We start from the raw sequence: 17,725 nt of genomic DNA, 5'->3' as shown, positions 1-17,725 counted from the left end.
CAAAAAACAAAAATAATCATCCCCTATGATCCAAATCTGAAAGTTCCCCCTTAACAATGACCGCATCACTTATGCGGCCCTAATATACCCTCTCTCTTTCAATGATCATTTTTTATCCAGCTTATACAGTTTTGAATTTCAGTTCATTTTTCGATCCAATAAAGATAAATGCAGGCTATCAAATGAACTTTACAAAAGTAAAAATAATTTGGTCATTTGTAATCTCAACATTGCTATTTTATGCGAACTATTATACATTTAGGATACATTTTAGGTTTGAACGGAAAGCTGGCAGAGGCAACTGTACCTCTCAGGCAATCCATTTATTAAGTGAAGGTGGAACCTGTCTATGAAGAAAGAAAAAGTCACCATTCAAGACATTGCTGACGCTTTGGGAATCTCCCGAAACACTGCATCCAAAGCGATTAACGGTAGTGAGAGCATCCCGATTGATACTCGGAACAAGGTCATTAAAAAAGCGATCGAGCTCAAATATAAGCAATTTGCCTATGTGGAAACAGACAGCATCATCCCTAAGAACCAAGGTAACATTGCTCTGTTCACATGCAATCTGCCGAACAGCTCGCATTTTGGCTCCTTTCTAATCAGTGGGCTGGAAAAAAGAATAAGCGCAGAAGGGTATAATTTGTCGATTCATATTGTGCGGGAAAACGAAACCCAAGCGGGAACACTGCCTAATAATTTTGAAGCCTCTAAGGTTGACGGAATCATTTGTATTGAAATGTTCGATCCACAGTATAGTGAGCTCGTTACGAGTTTGGGACTGCCTACAATCTTTATTGATTGCTCGGTGGACATTTTTTGTCCTGATTTGAAAGCGGATTTATTGTTGATGGAAAACGAACATAGCGTTTATTCTGTTACCAAAAGCCTGATTGATCGTGGATTTACGCGAATCGGTTTTGTTGGGGATTATAAACATTGCAAAAGCTTCAACGAGCGGTGGGTTGGATATAACCGTGCTTTAATCGAAGCAGGCCAAAGTGTGGATTTATCTTGCTGCATCGTTGATCAGGACCGAAATTTTTTCTCCGAATCAGATTGGATGGATAAACAATTGGAGGGCATGAGCGTGCTTCCATCTGCGTTCGTATGCGCCAATGATTTTATCGCCGTCAGTGTCATGAAAGCGCTCAAAAATAAAAACTTGAAAATTCCTGAAGATATTGCTGTGTTTGGGTTTGATAACGCTCCTGAATCCCGGATTGTAGAGCCTCATTTATCCACCGTGCATATCTACAACAACGAAATGGGGATTATGGCGGCTGAGATGCTATTGGCGCGGGTCAAAGATCCTTCCAGGCCTTATCAGATTACGCATATCAGAACAGAGCCGATATTTAGAGAATCGACTCCGGTATTGTCATAAATGGTGAGTGTAAAAGAGGTGCTCTGGCGGCCGCTGACGCTTTTTCGCAATCGTTCCATTCACTCCGCTTCTTTCAGCAAATTCGCTATTTTAGAGATGTTCTAAAACCAGAAACACCGACCATGGATAGAATCGTCTATACTCTTAAACTTTAAGCATACAAAATGGCAAGCCTCTGATGATTAAGAGGCTTGCCATTTTACTAAGTCTATTAACTAATGGATGGGGTGCTACAGTTTTAGTCTCCGGCTAATGGTTTATAGATCCTCTGCTGGAACTACAGGAACTACTGGAGCTGCTGACTCTCCCTCTATTTCCTTCGCTCCTTTTTCGGTTTCATCGACTTTTGTTTCATCGACTTTCATTTCATCAATGTTCTTTTCGTCAACTTTTATTTCATCTGCTTCTTTTTCATCTACCTTCGCTGCCTCTATCTCATCCATTTCGTCACTGCTCTCTTCCTCCATCAAAGCTCTTGGTGTGTAGAGCTTGGGAATGGGCACGTTCGCCCAATTCATATCGGATGCAAAGTAAAAGCTTGTGTAGGACGGCTGGTTATAGCCGGTATTTTGACGCGCCACATCTGTACGATACTGCGGGTCATGCATCAACGTGTACAATTTATGCGTTGTAGGCTCGGTGCTCAAATAGATACGGATCCCCGAGCTATCCGCTGTACGGACAAGCATTTCCTCACGCCAATCTCCGAAAATGTCAGCGACCAACGATGGCGTTCCTTTGGTATAATTGTTCGTTTTGGTGCCTGATGCGGTGAGTAACGTGCCTCGTTTCCAATCTTCAATGGTTGGGGTTACGTCGATCGCCCCGTTCACGATTTGTGTGGTCATATCAGCCGCCCATTTGATACTCATATTGGTACCCGGCATCTTTGTATCCAGTTGCTTACCCGCAGCGGTCCACAAGCCTATGGCCCAAGTCTCCAGTCCTCGCTGATTCGGGTCTATGTCACCGACCATCCCCCGGCCTGTATCCTTACCGGAATATCCACCGTAGATGACTTTGCCCGTTTTGGCATCCCGCAGCGAATAACCATAAGGGGCATAGGTGCCGCCTTCATGCACCATAAAGATTTCTTTTCCCGGCCGATCAGGGTCAATGTCGGTCACATGCAGCGCGTCACCATGTCCCAATCTGGCGGTTTGGCCCGGAATTGCGCTTTCAGGAGGCATAACATCAAATGAACTGTACAGCAGGCTGCCGTCATGGTCGATCGTGGCGGAGCCATATACAATTTCGTCTTTGCCGTCTCCATCCACGTCAGCGACACTCAGCGAATGCGCTCCTTGTGTAGTCAAGGTGCCGAATTTCGGGTCCGTTCCATCCCGTCCGTGCGGGCTATCATTAAACGGATTGGTCATCGGTGCCCAACCACTATCCACCATCCAATGTTTTTGGAGATGACGACCATCCCAAGTGTAAGTGGCCAAGGTGGAGCGCGTATAATAGCCGCGTGCAAATACGGCGTATGGTTTACGTCCGTCCAGATATGCTACTCCCGCCAGAAAACGATCCACACGGTTAGCGGGTTCAATTCGGGCCATTGCGTAGTCTCCCCACATAAGTCCATCGTCGTGGCGTTCTGGCTCATAGCGAATCGTCTCCAGCTCAGTACCCGTTTTTCCTTTGAAAATAGTCAAATACTCTGGTCCATCCACAATGAAGCCTTCATATTCTCTCAGCTTGTTTTTGTCACTCCGCGCAGGAGCATACACATCCATAAAGTAATCGGTTAGGCTTTCCGCATCCTTGCGGGATAACGGATAGCTATACTTTGGAGCAATACCAAAGCATTCCTCCAGCGTAGCAGGCCACTGCCCCTTCACCACTTCTTCATGCTTCGTCCAGTTCATGAACATATTCACTACATGCTCATAATAATCCGTACGACTCAAACGATAATCGTCCTTATGTGTAATTCCAGCTTTGCGATCCTCACGGGGCAGGGTAATATATTTTTCTTTTTTAGGCTTGCCCTTCTTGTCAAAAGTAATCGTTTTTGTCCCCGGAGCCGTCTTGAACATCAGCTCGGCTTTGCCATCGCCGTCAAAGTCATACACCATCATTTGTGTATAATGCGCACCTGAGCGAATATTCACACCGAGGTCAATCCGATATAACAGCTTGCCCTCGAACGTATACGCATCAACATACGTATTTCCGGTATAACCCTTCTGAGATACATCTTTGGAGTTGGATGGGTCCCATTTTACAAAAAACTCATATTGCCCGTCTCCGTCCACATCCCCCACACTCATATCGTTGGCCGAATAAGTATAGGATTCACCTGCGGGTGTTACGCCATCCGCAGGCTTTTGCAGAGGAAGCTCATAATAACCCTGCTGCCATGGCTTCACTTTAGCACTGCGATCCTTTTCTTTCCCTTTAACGACTGAAGCGACCCTGTACACCGCATTTCTGTTTCCATCCTTATCCAGATAGTTGGTGCTATCCGTCACCGTCGCGATCTTCTTGCCATCACGGTATACGTTAAAGTCCGCTCCTGTCAGCCCAGTTGAACCGTACCCGTTCACTTCTTGAGCCAAAAACCGCCAGCTTAAAAATACACCCTCTTGCGTTGCAGCAGCTACCAGTCCGCGATCCAGCTTTTCCAGCTGAATGCTGCCGCTACGGTTCTGTTCTACTGCGATTGATGATTCTGCCTGCAGCGTAGGTTCGGACAAGTCTTCCGCAGCCACTCCTCCAGTCGTGCCCGTCATCGCCAGCATCGTTGCCAACGCAGCGGTTAAGGTTCCCTTTCGCCATGCGCCTTTCCTTTGAGCCATCCAATTCGTCCTCCTCAATTGTATTGTGATGACAAGCAAATACCCAAAATGGTTGCGCTTACATAATTTAAATTCCTTATTATTATAGTTTTGCCGTTCCCCCAAACGCGTTTAAATATCCGTGCATTTCTCTACACAAATCCGTGTTGTTATCCGTTTCAATTAAATGTCCTCATTAGCTGCTTCTAACGGCCCATTTTGTGAACCGACCATGTTAGTCGAAGTGGGCATATCCGAATATTATAAAATGATAAAATGGACGAGCTGTGATCAAACATACATACCTATCAAGGTCCCACAAAAATGATGTCACAAAACGACCCGTTGCGTTTGTTATATAGACATAAATACAAGGAGGTGAGCTCTTGCAGGCAACCATCCCCGGGGACACAAAGGATAAATACAGCCAGATTGAGCTGGCCGTAGAGCGCGTCAAGGCTGGTGAACAGCAGGCTTATGAAATCATTATTCGGCAATTCGAGCGGCAGATGTACACCTACTGCTTTTATATTTTGAAGAATCATGAGGCCACAGAGGACGCGGTTCAGGACATTTTCATCAGAGCTTATGAACATCTTCATCAATACAGCTTACAGACCAGCTTCTCGGCATGGCTATACAAGATGGCCTATCATCACTTAATGAACATCAAAAGGAAACACAGCCGCTGGCTCAAACTGGTTCAGCAGGCCAAGGAACAAGAGTCCATCGCTCAGGTATCACCTCATAAAAGTGTGATTGAAGAACTGCTGACTTATCTTACACCGGAAGAACGTCATATTCTGCTACTGAAGGCTGTTGAGCAATACAGCTTTGAAGAGATTAGCAGCATCATGGGCTTGAAGTCAGCAACCATTCGCAAAAAATACGAGCGGCTTCGGCGCAAGCTGCTGGACCACAGAAGCAAAGGAGGACTTGTTAATGGACAAACATCCAACACCACCTTATGAGCGCGAAATGGATCAGTTGGAGGATTGGATCCATAAATCCGTCATGCCCAGAAGCAGTATGAGTGATCAAATTATGAAGCAGATTGAAAAAAGAGCCATGCAAAGAAAGACGGCGAAATCAAAATTTGCAAAACGGGCTGTTCTGGCGGCATCCGTAGTTGGCATATTAGGGACAGGAGTGGTAGGCGCGGGGTTTGTATCACCCACGATGGCGGCCACATTGAAGCAGATTCCGGGAATTGGCAGTATCTTTTATGGATTGAGCTCAGATGAAATTCAGACTGCTGTAGATAAGGGCATTCTCAGTCATCCTAATGACAGTGTGACGCATGACGGCATTACGCTGACATTAAGCGATGTTCTGTATGATGGTACGCGCTTGTCCTTTTCCATTGAGCGTCAAGGTAAGAATATGCCGGAAGGCTCTATGAGTCCTTATGTACCTATGGATGCTGAAAGTAGTGGTAATGATGAATGGTTAAAAGCGCATCAAGTGCCCGAGAAGGATCAGCTTAAGGGCTACTTTAAACATCCTGAAGTACAGATTAACGGAAAAAAAGTTGACTCCCAACAATTTGTATACGGTGATGATCCGCACAAAAAAAATTCTGTCGTTGGGGAATTCATGCAGCTAGGCTCTCTGCCGGACGAGTTTGAGTTGACGGTTAAAACCTCGATGACAGGTGTTGATGTGCCCTATGAATTCAAAGTTCCGGTGAAAATCGACAACACCATGATTGCTGTCCAGCCGAATGAGACAAAGACCAGCGGCAGCTTCAGCTATACCGTGAAGGAACTGAAATCCACCTCAACAACGACTCGCCTAGTGCTGGACAGTACAGGTGAAGTGCCTGCTTCCGAGGAGCAGACGGGAGAGTATGCGCCAACGATGATGTATTACGATATTGTGGATGACCAAGGCAACATTCTTAAGCAGCGCAAATTCGGTTATTTCCACAGCAAGCCTAAGACAAAATATCATGTGGATGAGCTGTACGATGCTCTTAAACCGGGCACGAAATACGTGACGATTAAGCCGTTCACTTTGACCGTCAAGCCTGCCGACTGGAGCATTGTGGGACAAGTGAATGACAAGGTTGGCAACGAAGTGAAGAAAGGCGACAAAACGTATATCAAAGAGCTGGAAATGAAAATTCCCGTGCCAGCCCAATAACATCAATGCAAGAGTGAGCAAGCCTGGATGAGAATCCAGGCTTGCTTGTTTGGCTCGCTTTACATTAACCCATCCCTTCCCCTGCTTACTCAACTGTTTTTTACTGGTTATACAAGCAGAAGATAAGTTTAGGTTATCTTTAATTTGTATCTCCTAATTAGTGAGGGACAAATGAACGGAAATCGTCTCGACTGGACTGGTCCGCATGATAAAACACGACATCTCCGTCCTGTAAATGAAAGGCGTGTCCGTACGAGTCCTTGATCTCTCTGCGGTACCCCTCCAGTTGCCATTGGTTCAGTAGCGGGCCATGGATGTATTGCAAATGTGGATGCTCGGCATTCCCCTGACGGAGCGATTCCAAATTAAAGCGAACTACGATAAAGCCTGTCTTCTTGAAAAGGTCTGTATGCTCGTTTAGCTCCCGTTTATGGCTCTCAGAACGTAAATCCGTCCCTTTGGTGACGGCGTACACATCGGCAGGCAGGCTATACTCGCCATACCAGCGCTGAATCGCCGCATTTGCGCGATCAGTATCAACCCCATCCGGCAGGTTTGTCTTTGGACCGATCAAGGTACGGACAGACGCAGGCAGCACCAGCCAGTCGTAGCGTCCAATCCAGGTCTTGCTACGTGTAATACGCTGAGCATACAGCGCAACATAACGTTCCAGCGTTAACTGGTTTCGCTGTACTTCACTCAGTTCATGTTGATATTGATAGGCTGCTGTATCCTGCATTTCCTCCATGGGCACATTGCGTAATCGTTCATTCAAAACAACATATCGCTTCTCTCGGTCCTCCGCCGAGCCTATACGGATCAATTTTCGGTTGCTGGCATGTGTATACAGATCCACCTCTTCGCGCTGTCGTCCATCTTTGCTCACCCAATAAAATGAAGGAATAATACGAATTCCATCCTGGGCGCCGAACATATTGCCTTTGGTTTTGAGGTCAAACTTGAAATGGTAGCCTGTCTTGACCGCCACATTTGCGTAACCTTCATGTGGGTGATTACCTGGGCGAACAGGCAATGTGAAAGGCTCCGTGTTCCCTCTGGGCTCCCCGTCAATATTGCCAAGCCCTGTCCAATAGGACAGGCCGCTATGTACAGGGCTTCCTTTTTGCTGCCGAAATACTCGCTCCCAATGGTAATCAGCAATATCCGTGATATGAAAATCATACATCCGTCCGATGACTTCAATATTCACCACATCATTGGCAACATGATGGGCGATATCCGTGTTGGCATGGCGCTGTTCGGTAAATCCATCCGGTGCATTTTCGGCAATGGTGCGGAACTCAACTGTATAATTCCCCTCATCGACCCATACGGGTAAATAAAAGTCTGTGTCCAATTGCAGCACCGGAATGTCGATCCAGGTACCTCGCGGATAAAAATGTGTCTTCCCTTTGTCGTACACATCGAACGGAAAACGCACCTGCTTGGTTCGTACATATTTGGCATACTCCCGATCACCATAGCCGGGAATATTCAAATGCGGACCTGCTGTCGAAATCGTCACCCGGAAAGGACGCTCCAATATAAGTGCGGATCGCCCCTTTGCAGGTCGGGTTTTCTGGTTATGAGCAGCATCATCCGACACTTTAGACAGATTCACTACGGGAGTGTGGACAGTCACCGTATTAATTCCCTGTATCGGGAACTTTTTATCCGCACCTCCATTAATATTTCCTTTGAGAATAGCGTAAATGATGTCACCGCTGCTAAGCGTATTCGATTTATTACTCTTATGCTTATCAATCACATGATCTGGGCTGTACAACACATCCGGCCCAATCATTCCAGAAAAGGGAATCACACCTGGCTTAGGACCGTTAACCTTGACGCGCTCTGGATTCATAATGATTTTGTTTTCAAAGGTCAGAGTATCATTCTCCACTTCGATTTCCTTAACTGCCTCCTCTGCCTTGGATTTCAGCTCACTGCGGTCATCGGGTACACTCGGCTTGCTGCTGCCGCCGTTTTTGCTACGGCTGCCGCCATCTACTGTACCTGGAGCAGGAGGCGGATAAAAGTTGCCCTGGGTCGCTGCAATATAGGACGGGGGCGTATAGGATTGCGGACGCAAGGTGACCGCTTCATTGGGTAACGCATAGTTTCGCAACGTAGCCTCCTTGATGCCATATACCTCCAAGTTGTCTATTTTCCAATAGGAGTACGGACGGACAATTTGGTAAGTATACGTTCGCTTCACCGTCTCATTCCGCCGAGATTTTTTCTTAGGCCGCCAACTCAAGCGGTACTCCCGTTTTACGTTTACTGTATATGTACACTGACCCGTCATGTTCACAAACTTATGTTGAAAAAGGTATCTCTTGGCTTGCACATGACCATACAGACTTTCAGAGGTAGGAATACCTTTGGATACGTCAAATCGTTCCCGACCGCGCTGGTCCGCTTTGATCACGGCAGATACAGATGGGTCAAGTTCGGCAGTTTCCAAACGTAAACCAGGGACTGGACGGGAGCAGACAACACCATTCGTTGGCTGTTCATGATCTTGGCAATCTGAGGGTGCTCCTTCTTGGCTTTCTCCAGGCTTCGGACAGCCCTGAGCTTCTTTGTAATACAAATAAGCGGTAAACTGCTCAAAAGAACCGTCATAGGTAAACCCAGGTACAATTCCCGGCAAAATATCTCCACTCGGCGGTTTACCTGTCGTGCTTTTCTTGTAACCCACATACTCATATTTTGGGTTGGCTGGCGGGGTAAAATCATATGATTGGTCAGGTTTTAGTTCGTTTTCGACTGGTGTAAATACGTTGTTAAGTGATTTTCCATCAGTTGTAAAATGCTTGACGATGAGTGCGCTCTCTAGTTCGATTTTGAATAGGATGGGCTGGTAGATGCGGTATGCTTCTACTTCCTTAGCACAAGTAGGACAGGATTCATCCTTGATATTTTTTGGTCTTAAAGCATTCAATTTAATGCTTACAGTTATCGGAATAATTGTAGCATCCGTGCCGATACCTTTCGTTTGAAAGGGACGTATATTTCCATCGGTTGTTCCGAGACTTATAGAATCACTGTATTCTGCGTAGCTATCTTGTCGCGAATCACTAAAGTATCTGGATGGATCTGATGCTCTATACAGCCGAGCCTCGATGTTTTTAATCTTCCTTCCTGGAAATTGAAACTTGTAGGTGAAAGTGGCCTCCCCATCCATATCTCTGTTGGGTTGTTTACGGTCGGTAACCCAAACATTATTGCTATTTTTCCACATGTCAAAGTACATCATACCAACAAAGTAGCGATCATTCTTATCAGCAAAATAGGAAAGAGGCGTAACTTCCGTATCTGCCGCTACCTTGTCAATGGGAAAATAAAAAGGCGGGAGATGTAATAGCAACAGAACCCCCGCCAGCAATACAACCATAAGACGGTTGGCTTTCTTCATCAGCCTAATTACCTTTCCACGGATTGACCATCAATGGAATAAAGTCATCTGCTGCCAAGCGAAATCCTATATATTCAATATCTCGCAACTTAAATGATTTATAGTTCTTAACACCGTTAAAAAGCTCATCTCCCGATGAATATATAGGGTAATATAACATTCTTGTACCATCACCGTTGTCCGTAGTCAGTCCTTCAACAGGATAACGATAGCGCGTGTCATTGTTCTTTGTGATATAGAAAAGATTCCCTGCGGTAGATTTAGTTTTAGCTCTAACTCTCAGGTAAGGCGTACCTTTTGCATTGGTATAAGGTTCAATACTGTAAATTTCACGTACTAGCTTTAGAGGCAGGTCAGAAACTTTGAAAATCATCACTTTGTCATATGCCTTTCCTTGTGCATCTTTTAAAAGATATGAGTTAGACGTAAACGCCTTTTTATACGGCTCAATACTCACCGCCTGATGTCCCGTATCCTCTAGCGCGGCGATTTCCTTCTTCCCGATCCAGACCCAGCGGCTGACCTTGTCCCACTCCACCGTCTGTCCCAAACCCTCACTCACTAACCGCAGCGGCACAAAAGTACGATTTTGCTTCAAAATAATCTTCGTTTCATACGTTTTGGTCTGCCCATCCACGGTAGCGGTGTTTTGTCCCACTGTCATGTTAACGGCATGTGCATCATTTTTAATCGACACGGCTAATTGGCCACCTGTTTTCTCCCAGCCCACCTTAGCTCCCAATGCCTCGGATACAAACCGGATTGGAACCATGACATAATCATTATCATCCTGAAAAGGTTTGGCATCTGGGAACTGTATTTTTTTCGCATTTAATAAGACTTCAATCGCTTTGGAACTGCTCGCCGCCTCTGTCGTTGGAATCGTTGTACTGCCCCATAGTAATGTGACTGCGGTCAAGCTCAATATCCATTTTCTCATACTCATCTCTCGATCCCCTTTGTCTGCTTAAACTTATAAACTATGTATATCAACTCTAATCTCATAAACTCATCGCGTCCCCACTTTCGGAAAATACTGGATACAACTTATATATTATAGGGTTTCCCAATTACAAAATCTATAAGAAAAGTGACTAATATAGCAACAAAAAAGGGCTGCCTCTTCCCTCTGAAGGAAGAAACAGCCCGTGTGCTTCACGCGCAAAAACTATGAATATCAGTTCATATCCTATAAATTGTTCCAGCATCATCCAATATTTCTTACATCATAAATCATTACGGATTAAAAATCAAACGTTACTTTTCTCTCATAAAACAGCTCAAAGGCTCATCCATGTACATCTGAACTCCCAGCTTGATATAGCTGCTCATACACGTCCTTGTTGACCATCCTCAGCCCAAACAATCTGCGGATACGCTGTCCAGGCTTGGCTTTGAAGGTCACTGTGGCTATATCCTTACCCTCCAGATATGCAGCCGGAATAGCGGCATTCACGTTGTAAAACTTGTCAGCCTCATCAAAGCCTTCACTAAAATGCTCAAGCAGATGACCGTTAAGCAAAATATCAAAATCACAGTTTGGCATTTCCAGCGTAGCCGTGTAGGTGATAACCAGCAGCATTGGAGCAACCGGGTCTGTCTTCAAATCGAACGAGAACCAGCCGTCGATTCCTGCGTTCCGGTAAGGTCGGTTATTCACATATCCGGTGCGAGTCGAAGCATCTCCCTGAAAGTTATGATCCCGTTCCGGCTGCATTTCTCCAGGTTGGGCAAAATCAATCGTGCACTGCTCCAGAATCGCCAGCTTTTCGCGTGCTGCTGTGTATTCCTTTTCCGCTTCCTGCCATGCTTCCTTCGTAAAAATGTCCCAATACACAGAATACGTACGGTCATGCATTTTATACAGCGGAGACAGTTCCACATCTCGGGGATGCCCTGTATTCAAGGTACGGAAGGTATTCGTTTTGCTCTCCACAGGCTGTATCCAATGATTCAGTTCTTCTACTGGAGGAATGAATACTGGGGTGTACAGGAACTCTTTGGCTTTGGGATCTTCTAAGGGACCCAGATCTCCTGCCAGCACCAGCGGTCCATACATGACAGCCGCCCGATCCGGGTTATCCGGCATTTGCTCCAGTCTGAGCGACATCGGAATTGTCACCTCAACAACATCTCCGTCAAGCCAAGTTCTAGCGATAGAGACAAAGCTGCCCGGTTCTGATTCAACCGGCTGTTTCTTGCCTTTTACACAGATAGTGATCCCTTTTTCAGACCAATAAGGATAGCGGATGAGCAGCATAAATGAAGCAGGTTGATCGCATTGAATTTCCAGCGTGGTATGATCGGTGTCTGGATAGGACGTAGTTTGTTTTAGCGTAACACCTGTATCCTTCCATTCCAGCGTGGAAGCAATGAACTGATTGACATACAACTTATCATGATCGTGAAAATATATACCACTGCCGTAGCTCGCATGGTTTTCCATCCCTGTGCCCACACAGCATGTAAAATCATCAAATTTACTTTCAAAATGCTTGTGCCCGCCCATGGCCAGTGACAGAAAATACGTAACACCCCCGTGAACCGGGTCCTGAGAAGCCAAAATATGATTGAATAAACCTCGCTCATAAAAGTCCGCTTCCTTGGCAGAAACATTCCACTGAAACAGGTGATTAGTCAGCTTGAGCATGTTATAGGTGTTGCATGTCTCCGTCGTATGCGGTCCGATGCGATCATTCAAGCCATCCGGCGCTCCAAAATATTCTCCAAAGCTATTGCCGCCAATGACATACGAATGATGATCCACCACCCGCTCCCAAAAAAATTCTACCGTCTTCCGACGCTTCGTGTCATTCGTGAGCTCATATTCCTTGGCAAGCCCGATTAGCTTCGGAATCTGTGTATTGGCATGAATGCCCTGTAAGCAATCCTCCTGTGAGCTAAGCGGGTCCAGCACCAGCTTGTGCCAGAAGCACTCAGCCAGCCGCAAGTAACGCTCTTCCCCGGTATCCGCATACAAATCCGCCAATACCTCATTCATGCCTCCATATTCGCAAAACATCATCTGCTGCAGTTGCTCATCGCTCATTGGCTTCAAAATTCTTTCGAGCCAGTCCGCCAGTTTGCGCTCTACACCTAATGCCTTGTCACAGCCTGTCAAATGATACGCATCACGCAGGCCAGCGAATAACTTGTGTAATGTATACAAGGGGGCCCAAGCACCATTCAGGTCAAATCCCTTCGAACGAATATTTCCGGCAGATACCTCTTCAAACAGTTCCTTCCCCCCAGGAATACCAGATACATATCCGTCCCCATGCGCCGACTGGCAAACCTCCAGTTCATCCGTAATGTAATGTGCGATCTCCTTAAAACGCTCATCGCCCGTTGAAGCAAACATCATAGAGCAAGCGGACAAATAATGTCCCAGCGTATGACCGGAAATAGTCATCGCTTCCCAGCCTTCATATTGAGGCGCTTTGGGCGCAAGCCCGGCATATTCCCGAAACCGAGCCAGCAGACGATCAGGCTGAAGCTCCAACAGATAAGATCGGTTCAGCTCCATCGCCTGCTTGAAGGGACCTTCAGTCAATACTACCTCGTTTAGTGCGAACGGCCTCGCTTTCATATGGGCCTTTGCTTTAAGAGTCATCTTCCATTCCTCCTTTAAGGCAAATTTGGTGTAAAAAAAGCTTAGCCAACCTAACGTGCCGTTACGCACCGCTGCCAGAAGAGATATGCTCCCACTGCTGATACAGCTGTGTTCTCGCTTCTGTAATGCCGGGATGAAATTGAATCAGCGCATGTTTCCGTGTAAAACGAACCTCACGGATTGCCTCCTGCACCCGTTGTTCCCCATCTGCTCCGCCAAGTCCAGTAGCCTGAATCATAGAAGCGGCTGCTAATCGCCCTTGAGCCATGGCGACCAGCCCGCTTTCGATGCCGGTAATATTGCCGGCAACGTACAGCCCTTTGAGCGAGGTTTCCATTCGCTCACCATGCAGTGGAACATGCCCGCCCAGCTCAGGGCTGTACACGAATTTGCACCCGGCTACCGCCGCCAGTTCGGCAAGCGGATACAAGCCGCCGCTCAGCGCCACGAAGTCGGCGGGTTCGACGCGCTCGCTGCCAGCAATCGGCGAGCCGTCCGGCTTAACGTGGACCAGGGTCACGGATTCGACCCGGTCCTGCCCGTTGACGGACTGCACTGCTGTCCGCAAACGGATCGGGATATCCCACAGCCGGAAGCCTCTGTGGGGATAGCAGCGCGCGATGAGCTTCTCCATCCGCATCGTCGCTGCCAGCTTGCCGCCGGCGCGCATCCAGGCGGCAGGCGCCAACCCCGACAGCTGAAGCAGCAGCTTCGCGGAGGCTGTCGGATCTGCCGCTGCACCAGCCAGCGGACCCGCGCACGGCAGTGTAATCGCCGCCACCTTTACCCCGGCGACGGACAGCTCGCGGGCAATCGCCATCGACAATACGTTCATGCCTACAATAATGCCGCGCTCTCCCGGCTTGACGTAATGAACATTAGTCAGCACCTGCGCTGCCCCGATGGACATTACCCCTGGCAGCGTCCAGCCGTCCAGCGGAACGGGAATCTCAGCCGCTCCAGTTGCCAGCAATACGTACTCAGCCGTGAACAATCCACAGGAAGTGGAAATTTCCCACGTTGTCGTATATTCCATGCCATGTACGGAAACGCCACAGCGAATGTCTACCCCAAGCTTCTCGCAACGGATAATCAGCTCATCCGAAACGTGTTTTCCGATCCACCAGCCTTGACTGCCTTCCTCATGATATTGCCCGGGCATACGTCCACCCGGCTCAGTAAACTCATCCAATACCGTGACTGGCAATCCTTGTTCAGCAGCCGATGCTGCCGCGGACAGTCCAGCCGGACCTGCGCCAATGACGATGAGATGTGCCATTTTATTCATGTTACAATTCTCCCTGTGATTTCATTCGAAAGCTGCCGTCCGGTTTCTACCACCATACCTTCTTCCAGCTTGGTCAGGCAGGAACGAACCGTACCGAACGGATGAACCGTGAGACGGCATTCGTTACAGTGCCCAATGGCGCAGTATACGCCCCTGGCCGTACCGGATTCCTCATGCCTTCTCAGCAAACGGATACCGCTGGCGAGCAGCGCTGCCGCCAATGGCTCTCCAGCCAATCCCTGCATGGGACGACCGTCAAACATGAAAGATACCTGCCGCCGCTCTGGCTTGGGTCCCAAAATCGGATGATTCACAATACGCGCACGGCTCATAGGGAACTTCCTTCTGCCAGCTGACCGAACGTTACGGGACGCACCGGGGGCCTCTGTGATAACAACTCCGCCTCCCGGCGGGCAGCAGGAACCTGATTGTAAAACCATGATTCCACTAATTGTCGACATACCCTGCCCTGGCATGCCCCCATGGTCACCCGCGTAGCCATTTTAAGCTGGCGAACAGTATCCACACCCATGCGGCAAGCCTGCTCCATCTGTGCAATACTCACTTCTTCACATCGACACACAAGCACATGGCCTGACGCGCCAAACGTTTTTGATTGCACACCCGGAGATTCAGCATACTGGTTTTCTGCATACTGGGTCTTTTCCCCCTGCACTTCCGTCCCATCCGTATCAATCCGCCTCGCCGTCCGTTTACGCATAGCTAATTGCACAGGTTTTAATCGCTGAATAAAAATCCAGCGCCGCCTGGCCCTGTTCCCGGGTATGTGAGCTTGACTGCTTTAGACCACCGAACGGAGCCTGATATTCAACACCAGCTGTCTCCTGATTGACCCGTACCATTCCTGCATCTGCTTCATCCAGAAACCGATGAGCAAGCCGCAAATCGCGGGTAAACAAAGAAGCGCTTAGCCCATAAATAGAGTCATTGCACAGCCGAATCGCATCCTCGAAGTCGTCCGCCTGCATGACACCGATGACTGGGCCAAAAATCTCCTCTTGAATTAAGGGATGGGACGAATCCAGCCCAGCCACCAGCAGCGGACGGATATAATAACCATGATCTGTCCCGACAGCGGCTCCACCCTCCGCTAAAATGTCGGCTTCCCGGCGGGCCAGCGCTACATAGGACATGACCTTCTCGTACTGGCCTTTCGATGCCACAGGTCCGAGATACGCACCGGGGTCGAGCGCTGGGGCGACTTGGATTTTTTCCACCGCTTGGCGTAAGTCTTCCATGAATGCCTCATAGACAGACTTTTCCACAATCACCCGGCTGGTGGCCGTGCATTTTTGTCCGGCTGATCGAAAGGCACCGCTGGCAATCATCGCCACCGCCTGCGACACATCCGCGTCCTTCAGCACCACAGCGGCATTTTTACCGCCCATCTCGGTCTGGTATTTGATGTTCCGACGTGCGCACCGTTCAGCAATGCCCAAACCTGTAGCGGTAGAACCCGTGAAGCTGACCGCCTCCAATGCTGGATGCTCCAGTAGGGCATCGCCTATACGACTCCCCTGCCCAATGACGAGATTCAGTACGCCAGGAGGAAGCTGCACCGCCTCGAATAGCTCAGCGATCCGTACTGCGGTTAATGAAGCATGTTCAGCTGGCTTCCAGATGACCGTATTGCCGCACAAGAGTGCTGGGGCGATTTTCCACAGCGGAATCGCTACTGGGAAATTCCACGGGGTTATGACAGCCGTTACCCCCAGCGGGATGCGCTTTGTGTATTGGAGCACTCCCGGCTCATTCGAAGGAATGACTATACCGATGGAACGTACACCCTCTGCCGCATAGTATCGGAGCAGGTGGACACCTCGCATCACCTCTCCGCGCATCTCGGTAATCGGCTTGCCCATTTCCCGGCTGGCCAGCTCAGCCAATTCAGGTGCGGCTATCTCCAGTAATCCGGCTGCTTTGAACAAATAAGCTCCCCGTGCTGCCGGGCTTAATGCTGCCCATCCCGCCTGTGCCAGTCGTGCTGCTTCCCCGGCCTGTGTAATATCCTCCTTACTGGAAAAGTGGACAACTCCCACCTCCTCCTTCAAGGCCGAAGGATTACGAACCACCATGACTTCACCAGTGGGACTTAGCCACTCACCGCCAATCCAGTTTCGGCTCTCCATCGTCTTCACCCCCATTCAAGATGAAACCCCGCTCGGACGAACTGCCACCTCAAAAGCTTCACGAATCCGGTCATAATCCGCCTGCGGCAATGCAAGTCTGGGCGGACGTGTCGGACCGACCGGGAATCCAGCCAGCTCCATCATATATTTGATGGACTGCACCAATTGCGGACTGGCATCATAGTGGAACAGCGGCAATAGTCTGCGATACAACGCGGACGCTTCCGCCACATTCCCCGCCTGCGCAAGCCGGAATAACTCTACTCCTTCTTTTGGTAATGCATTAGGTACCCCCGAAATCCAGCCTGTCGCGCCGCACAATCCTCCCTCCATCGCCAGATTATCTACTCCGACCATGACCTCCAGCTCTGTCTGGTCCAAAATAGCGCGAATACGCCGTACATCACCGGAAAACTCCTTGACTGCTACAATACTCTCAATGTGTGACAAGTCCGCAAGAATATCCGGGGTCAGGTCAACCTTGTAATCATGGGGGTTGTTATACGCAATGATCGGCAGCCCCACCTTCGACAATGCTTCATAATGGGCCGTTACCTCATGGGGCAGCGGATTATAATTAATGGGCGGCAACGCCATGACACCCGCTGCTCCGGCATCCTTGGCATGCTGCACCCAATGTACCGCCTGTTTAGTGGATGGAGCGGCCGAGCCGACTACAACAGGAACACGTCCCGCCACAGCGTCAATGACTGTATGCACCACCTGCGATCGTTCCTCTGGAGACAAAGCAGCATACTCTCCCAGCGATCCCGTAGGTACCAGTCCGTTAATACCGCTTGCAATCAGATGCTCACACAGCTCGGTCAGACGCTTATGGTCAACCTCCAGCTCTGCCGTGAACGGTGTAACCAAGGCCACATATACACCTTCAAAACGTGCCATATGCTCACCTACCCTTTCCTATTTTTATTTTC

12 protein-coding genes are annotated in these 17,725 nt (G+C 48.5%); 3 read left to right on the top strand and 9 right to left on the bottom strand.

The window, feature by feature from the left end; genetic code table 11:
- Nucleotides 1-349 precede the first annotated feature (349 nt).
- Nucleotides 350-1,390 (top strand): substrate-binding domain-containing protein, encoded by a 1,041-nt coding sequence (locus ABEW32_RS08420; protein WP_430186507.1) that lies wholly within the window; start codon nt 350-352, stop codon nt 1,388-1,390.
- Between the two features lie 257 nt (nt 1,391-1,647).
- Here ABEW32_RS08420 and ABEW32_RS08415 read toward each other — a convergent pair whose 3' ends face one another.
- A complete protein-coding gene (locus ABEW32_RS08415; protein ID WP_430186505.1) occupies nt 1,648-4,194 on the bottom strand; it encodes a rhamnogalacturonan lyase in 2,547 nt (848 codons plus the stop codon).
- Nucleotides 4,195-4,559: 365 nt separating this feature from the next.
- Between ABEW32_RS08415 and ABEW32_RS08410 the strand changes: the two genes are divergently transcribed.
- Nucleotides 4,560-5,144 (top strand): RNA polymerase sigma factor, encoded by a 585-nt coding sequence (locus tag ABEW32_RS08410; protein ID WP_430186503.1) that lies wholly within the window; start codon nt 4,560-4,562, stop codon nt 5,142-5,144.
- Entirely contained in the window at nt 5,116-6,318 is a 1,203-nt protein-coding gene (locus ABEW32_RS08405; RefSeq protein ID WP_430186501.1) for a DUF4179 domain-containing protein, read from the top strand. The genes ABEW32_RS08410 and ABEW32_RS08405 overlap by 29 nt, the downstream gene beginning before the upstream one ends.
- 157 nt (nt 6,319-6,475) lie before the next feature.
- Here the strand turns inward: ABEW32_RS08405 and ABEW32_RS08400 are convergent, their stop codons facing one another.
- The 8 genes from ABEW32_RS08400 to ABEW32_RS08365 all read right to left on the bottom strand — a co-directional run bounded on the left by ABEW32_RS08400 (nt 6,476) and on the right by ABEW32_RS08365 (nt 17,693).
- Nucleotides 6,476-9,739, bottom strand: coding sequence for a DUF5704 domain-containing protein (locus ABEW32_RS08400; protein ID WP_430186499.1), 3,264 nt, complete (start codon nt 9,737-9,739; stop codon nt 6,476-6,478).
- A gap of 4 nt (nt 9,740-9,743) precedes the next feature.
- On the bottom strand, nt 9,744-10,685 hold the full coding sequence (locus ABEW32_RS08395) for a copper amine oxidase N-terminal domain-containing protein (RefSeq protein ID WP_430186497.1): 942 nt from the start codon (nt 10,683-10,685) through the stop codon (nt 9,744-9,746).
- A 342-nt stretch (nt 10,686-11,027) separates the two neighbouring features.
- A complete protein-coding gene (locus tag ABEW32_RS08390; RefSeq protein ID WP_430186495.1) occupies nt 11,028-13,352 on the bottom strand; it encodes a glycoside hydrolase family 127 protein in 2,325 nt (774 codons plus the stop codon).
- A 61-nt stretch (nt 13,353-13,413) separates the two neighbouring features.
- Nucleotides 13,414-14,640, bottom strand: coding sequence for an NAD(P)/FAD-dependent oxidoreductase (locus ABEW32_RS08385; RefSeq protein WP_430186493.1), 1,227 nt, complete (start codon nt 14,638-14,640; stop codon nt 13,414-13,416).
- Nucleotides 14,637-14,972, bottom strand: coding sequence for a (2Fe-2S)-binding protein (locus ABEW32_RS08380; RefSeq protein WP_430186491.1), 336 nt, complete (start codon nt 14,970-14,972; stop codon nt 14,637-14,639). The genes ABEW32_RS08385 and ABEW32_RS08380 overlap by 4 nt, the downstream gene beginning before the upstream one ends.
- The gene (locus ABEW32_RS08375; protein WP_430186489.1) at nt 14,969-15,373 is read right to left on the bottom strand and encodes a (2Fe-2S)-binding protein; all 405 of its coding nucleotides are present in this window, start codon (nt 15,371-15,373) and stop codon (nt 14,969-14,971) included. Before ABEW32_RS08375 ends, ABEW32_RS08380 begins: the two co-directional genes overlap by 4 nt.
- Nucleotides 15,354-16,790 carry an aldehyde dehydrogenase family protein gene (locus ABEW32_RS08370; RefSeq protein ID WP_430186487.1) on the bottom strand — a complete coding sequence of 479 codons (1,437 nt, stop codon included), beginning with the start codon at nt 16,788-16,790 and terminating at the stop codon, nt 15,354-15,356. The genes ABEW32_RS08375 and ABEW32_RS08370 overlap by 20 nt, the downstream gene beginning before the upstream one ends.
- 15 nt (nt 16,791-16,805) lie before the next feature.
- Nucleotides 16,806-17,693 (bottom strand): dihydrodipicolinate synthase family protein, encoded by an 888-nt coding sequence (locus tag ABEW32_RS08365; RefSeq protein ID WP_430186486.1) that lies wholly within the window; start codon nt 17,691-17,693, stop codon nt 16,806-16,808.
- Nucleotides 17,694-17,725 lie beyond the last annotated feature (32 nt).

Origin of the sequence: Paenibacillus jamilae, from assembly GCF_050482105.1 — a bacterium.
In the GTDB taxonomy this organism is placed as follows: Bacteria; Bacillota; Bacilli; order Paenibacillales; family Paenibacillaceae; genus Paenibacillus; species Paenibacillus jamilae_B.
The sequence above is the reverse complement of the archived record's forward strand: the minus strand, read 5'-3'. Positions and strand labels throughout refer to the sequence as shown.

Bases quoted from the DNA above. Each gene is read 5' to 3' on its own strand.
- ABEW32_RS08405 (WP_430186501.1), top strand. From the start codon at position 5,116: ATGGACAAACATCCAACACCACCTTATGAGCGCGAAATGGATCAGTTG.
- ABEW32_RS08420 (WP_430186507.1), top strand. From the start codon at position 350: ATGAAGAAAGAAAAAGTCACCATTCAAGACATTGCTGACGCTTTGGGA.
- ABEW32_RS08370 (WP_430186487.1), bottom strand. From the start codon at position 16,790: ATGGAGAGCCGAAACTGGATTGGCGGTGAGTGGCTAAGTCCCACTGGT.
- ABEW32_RS08365 (WP_430186486.1), bottom strand. From the start codon at position 17,693: ATGGCACGTTTTGAAGGTGTATATGTGGCCTTGGTTACACCGTTCACG.
- ABEW32_RS08390 (WP_430186495.1), bottom strand. From the start codon at position 13,352: ATGACTCTTAAAGCAAAGGCCCATATGAAAGCGAGGCCGTTCGCACTA.
- ABEW32_RS08400 (WP_430186499.1), bottom strand. From the start codon at position 9,739: ATGAAGAAAGCCAACCGTCTTATGGTTGTATTGCTGGCGGGGGTTCTG.
- ABEW32_RS08380 (WP_430186491.1), bottom strand. From the start codon at position 14,972: ATGAGCCGTGCGCGTATTGTGAATCATCCGATTTTGGGACCCAAGCCA.
- ABEW32_RS08385 (WP_430186493.1), bottom strand. From the start codon at position 14,640: ATGAATAAAATGGCACATCTCATCGTCATTGGCGCAGGTCCGGCTGGA.
- ABEW32_RS08395 (WP_430186497.1), bottom strand. From the start codon at position 10,685: ATGAGTATGAGAAAATGGATATTGAGCTTGACCGCAGTCACATTACTA.
- ABEW32_RS08415 (WP_430186505.1), bottom strand. From the start codon at position 4,194: ATGGCTCAAAGGAAAGGCGCATGGCGAAAGGGAACCTTAACCGCTGCG.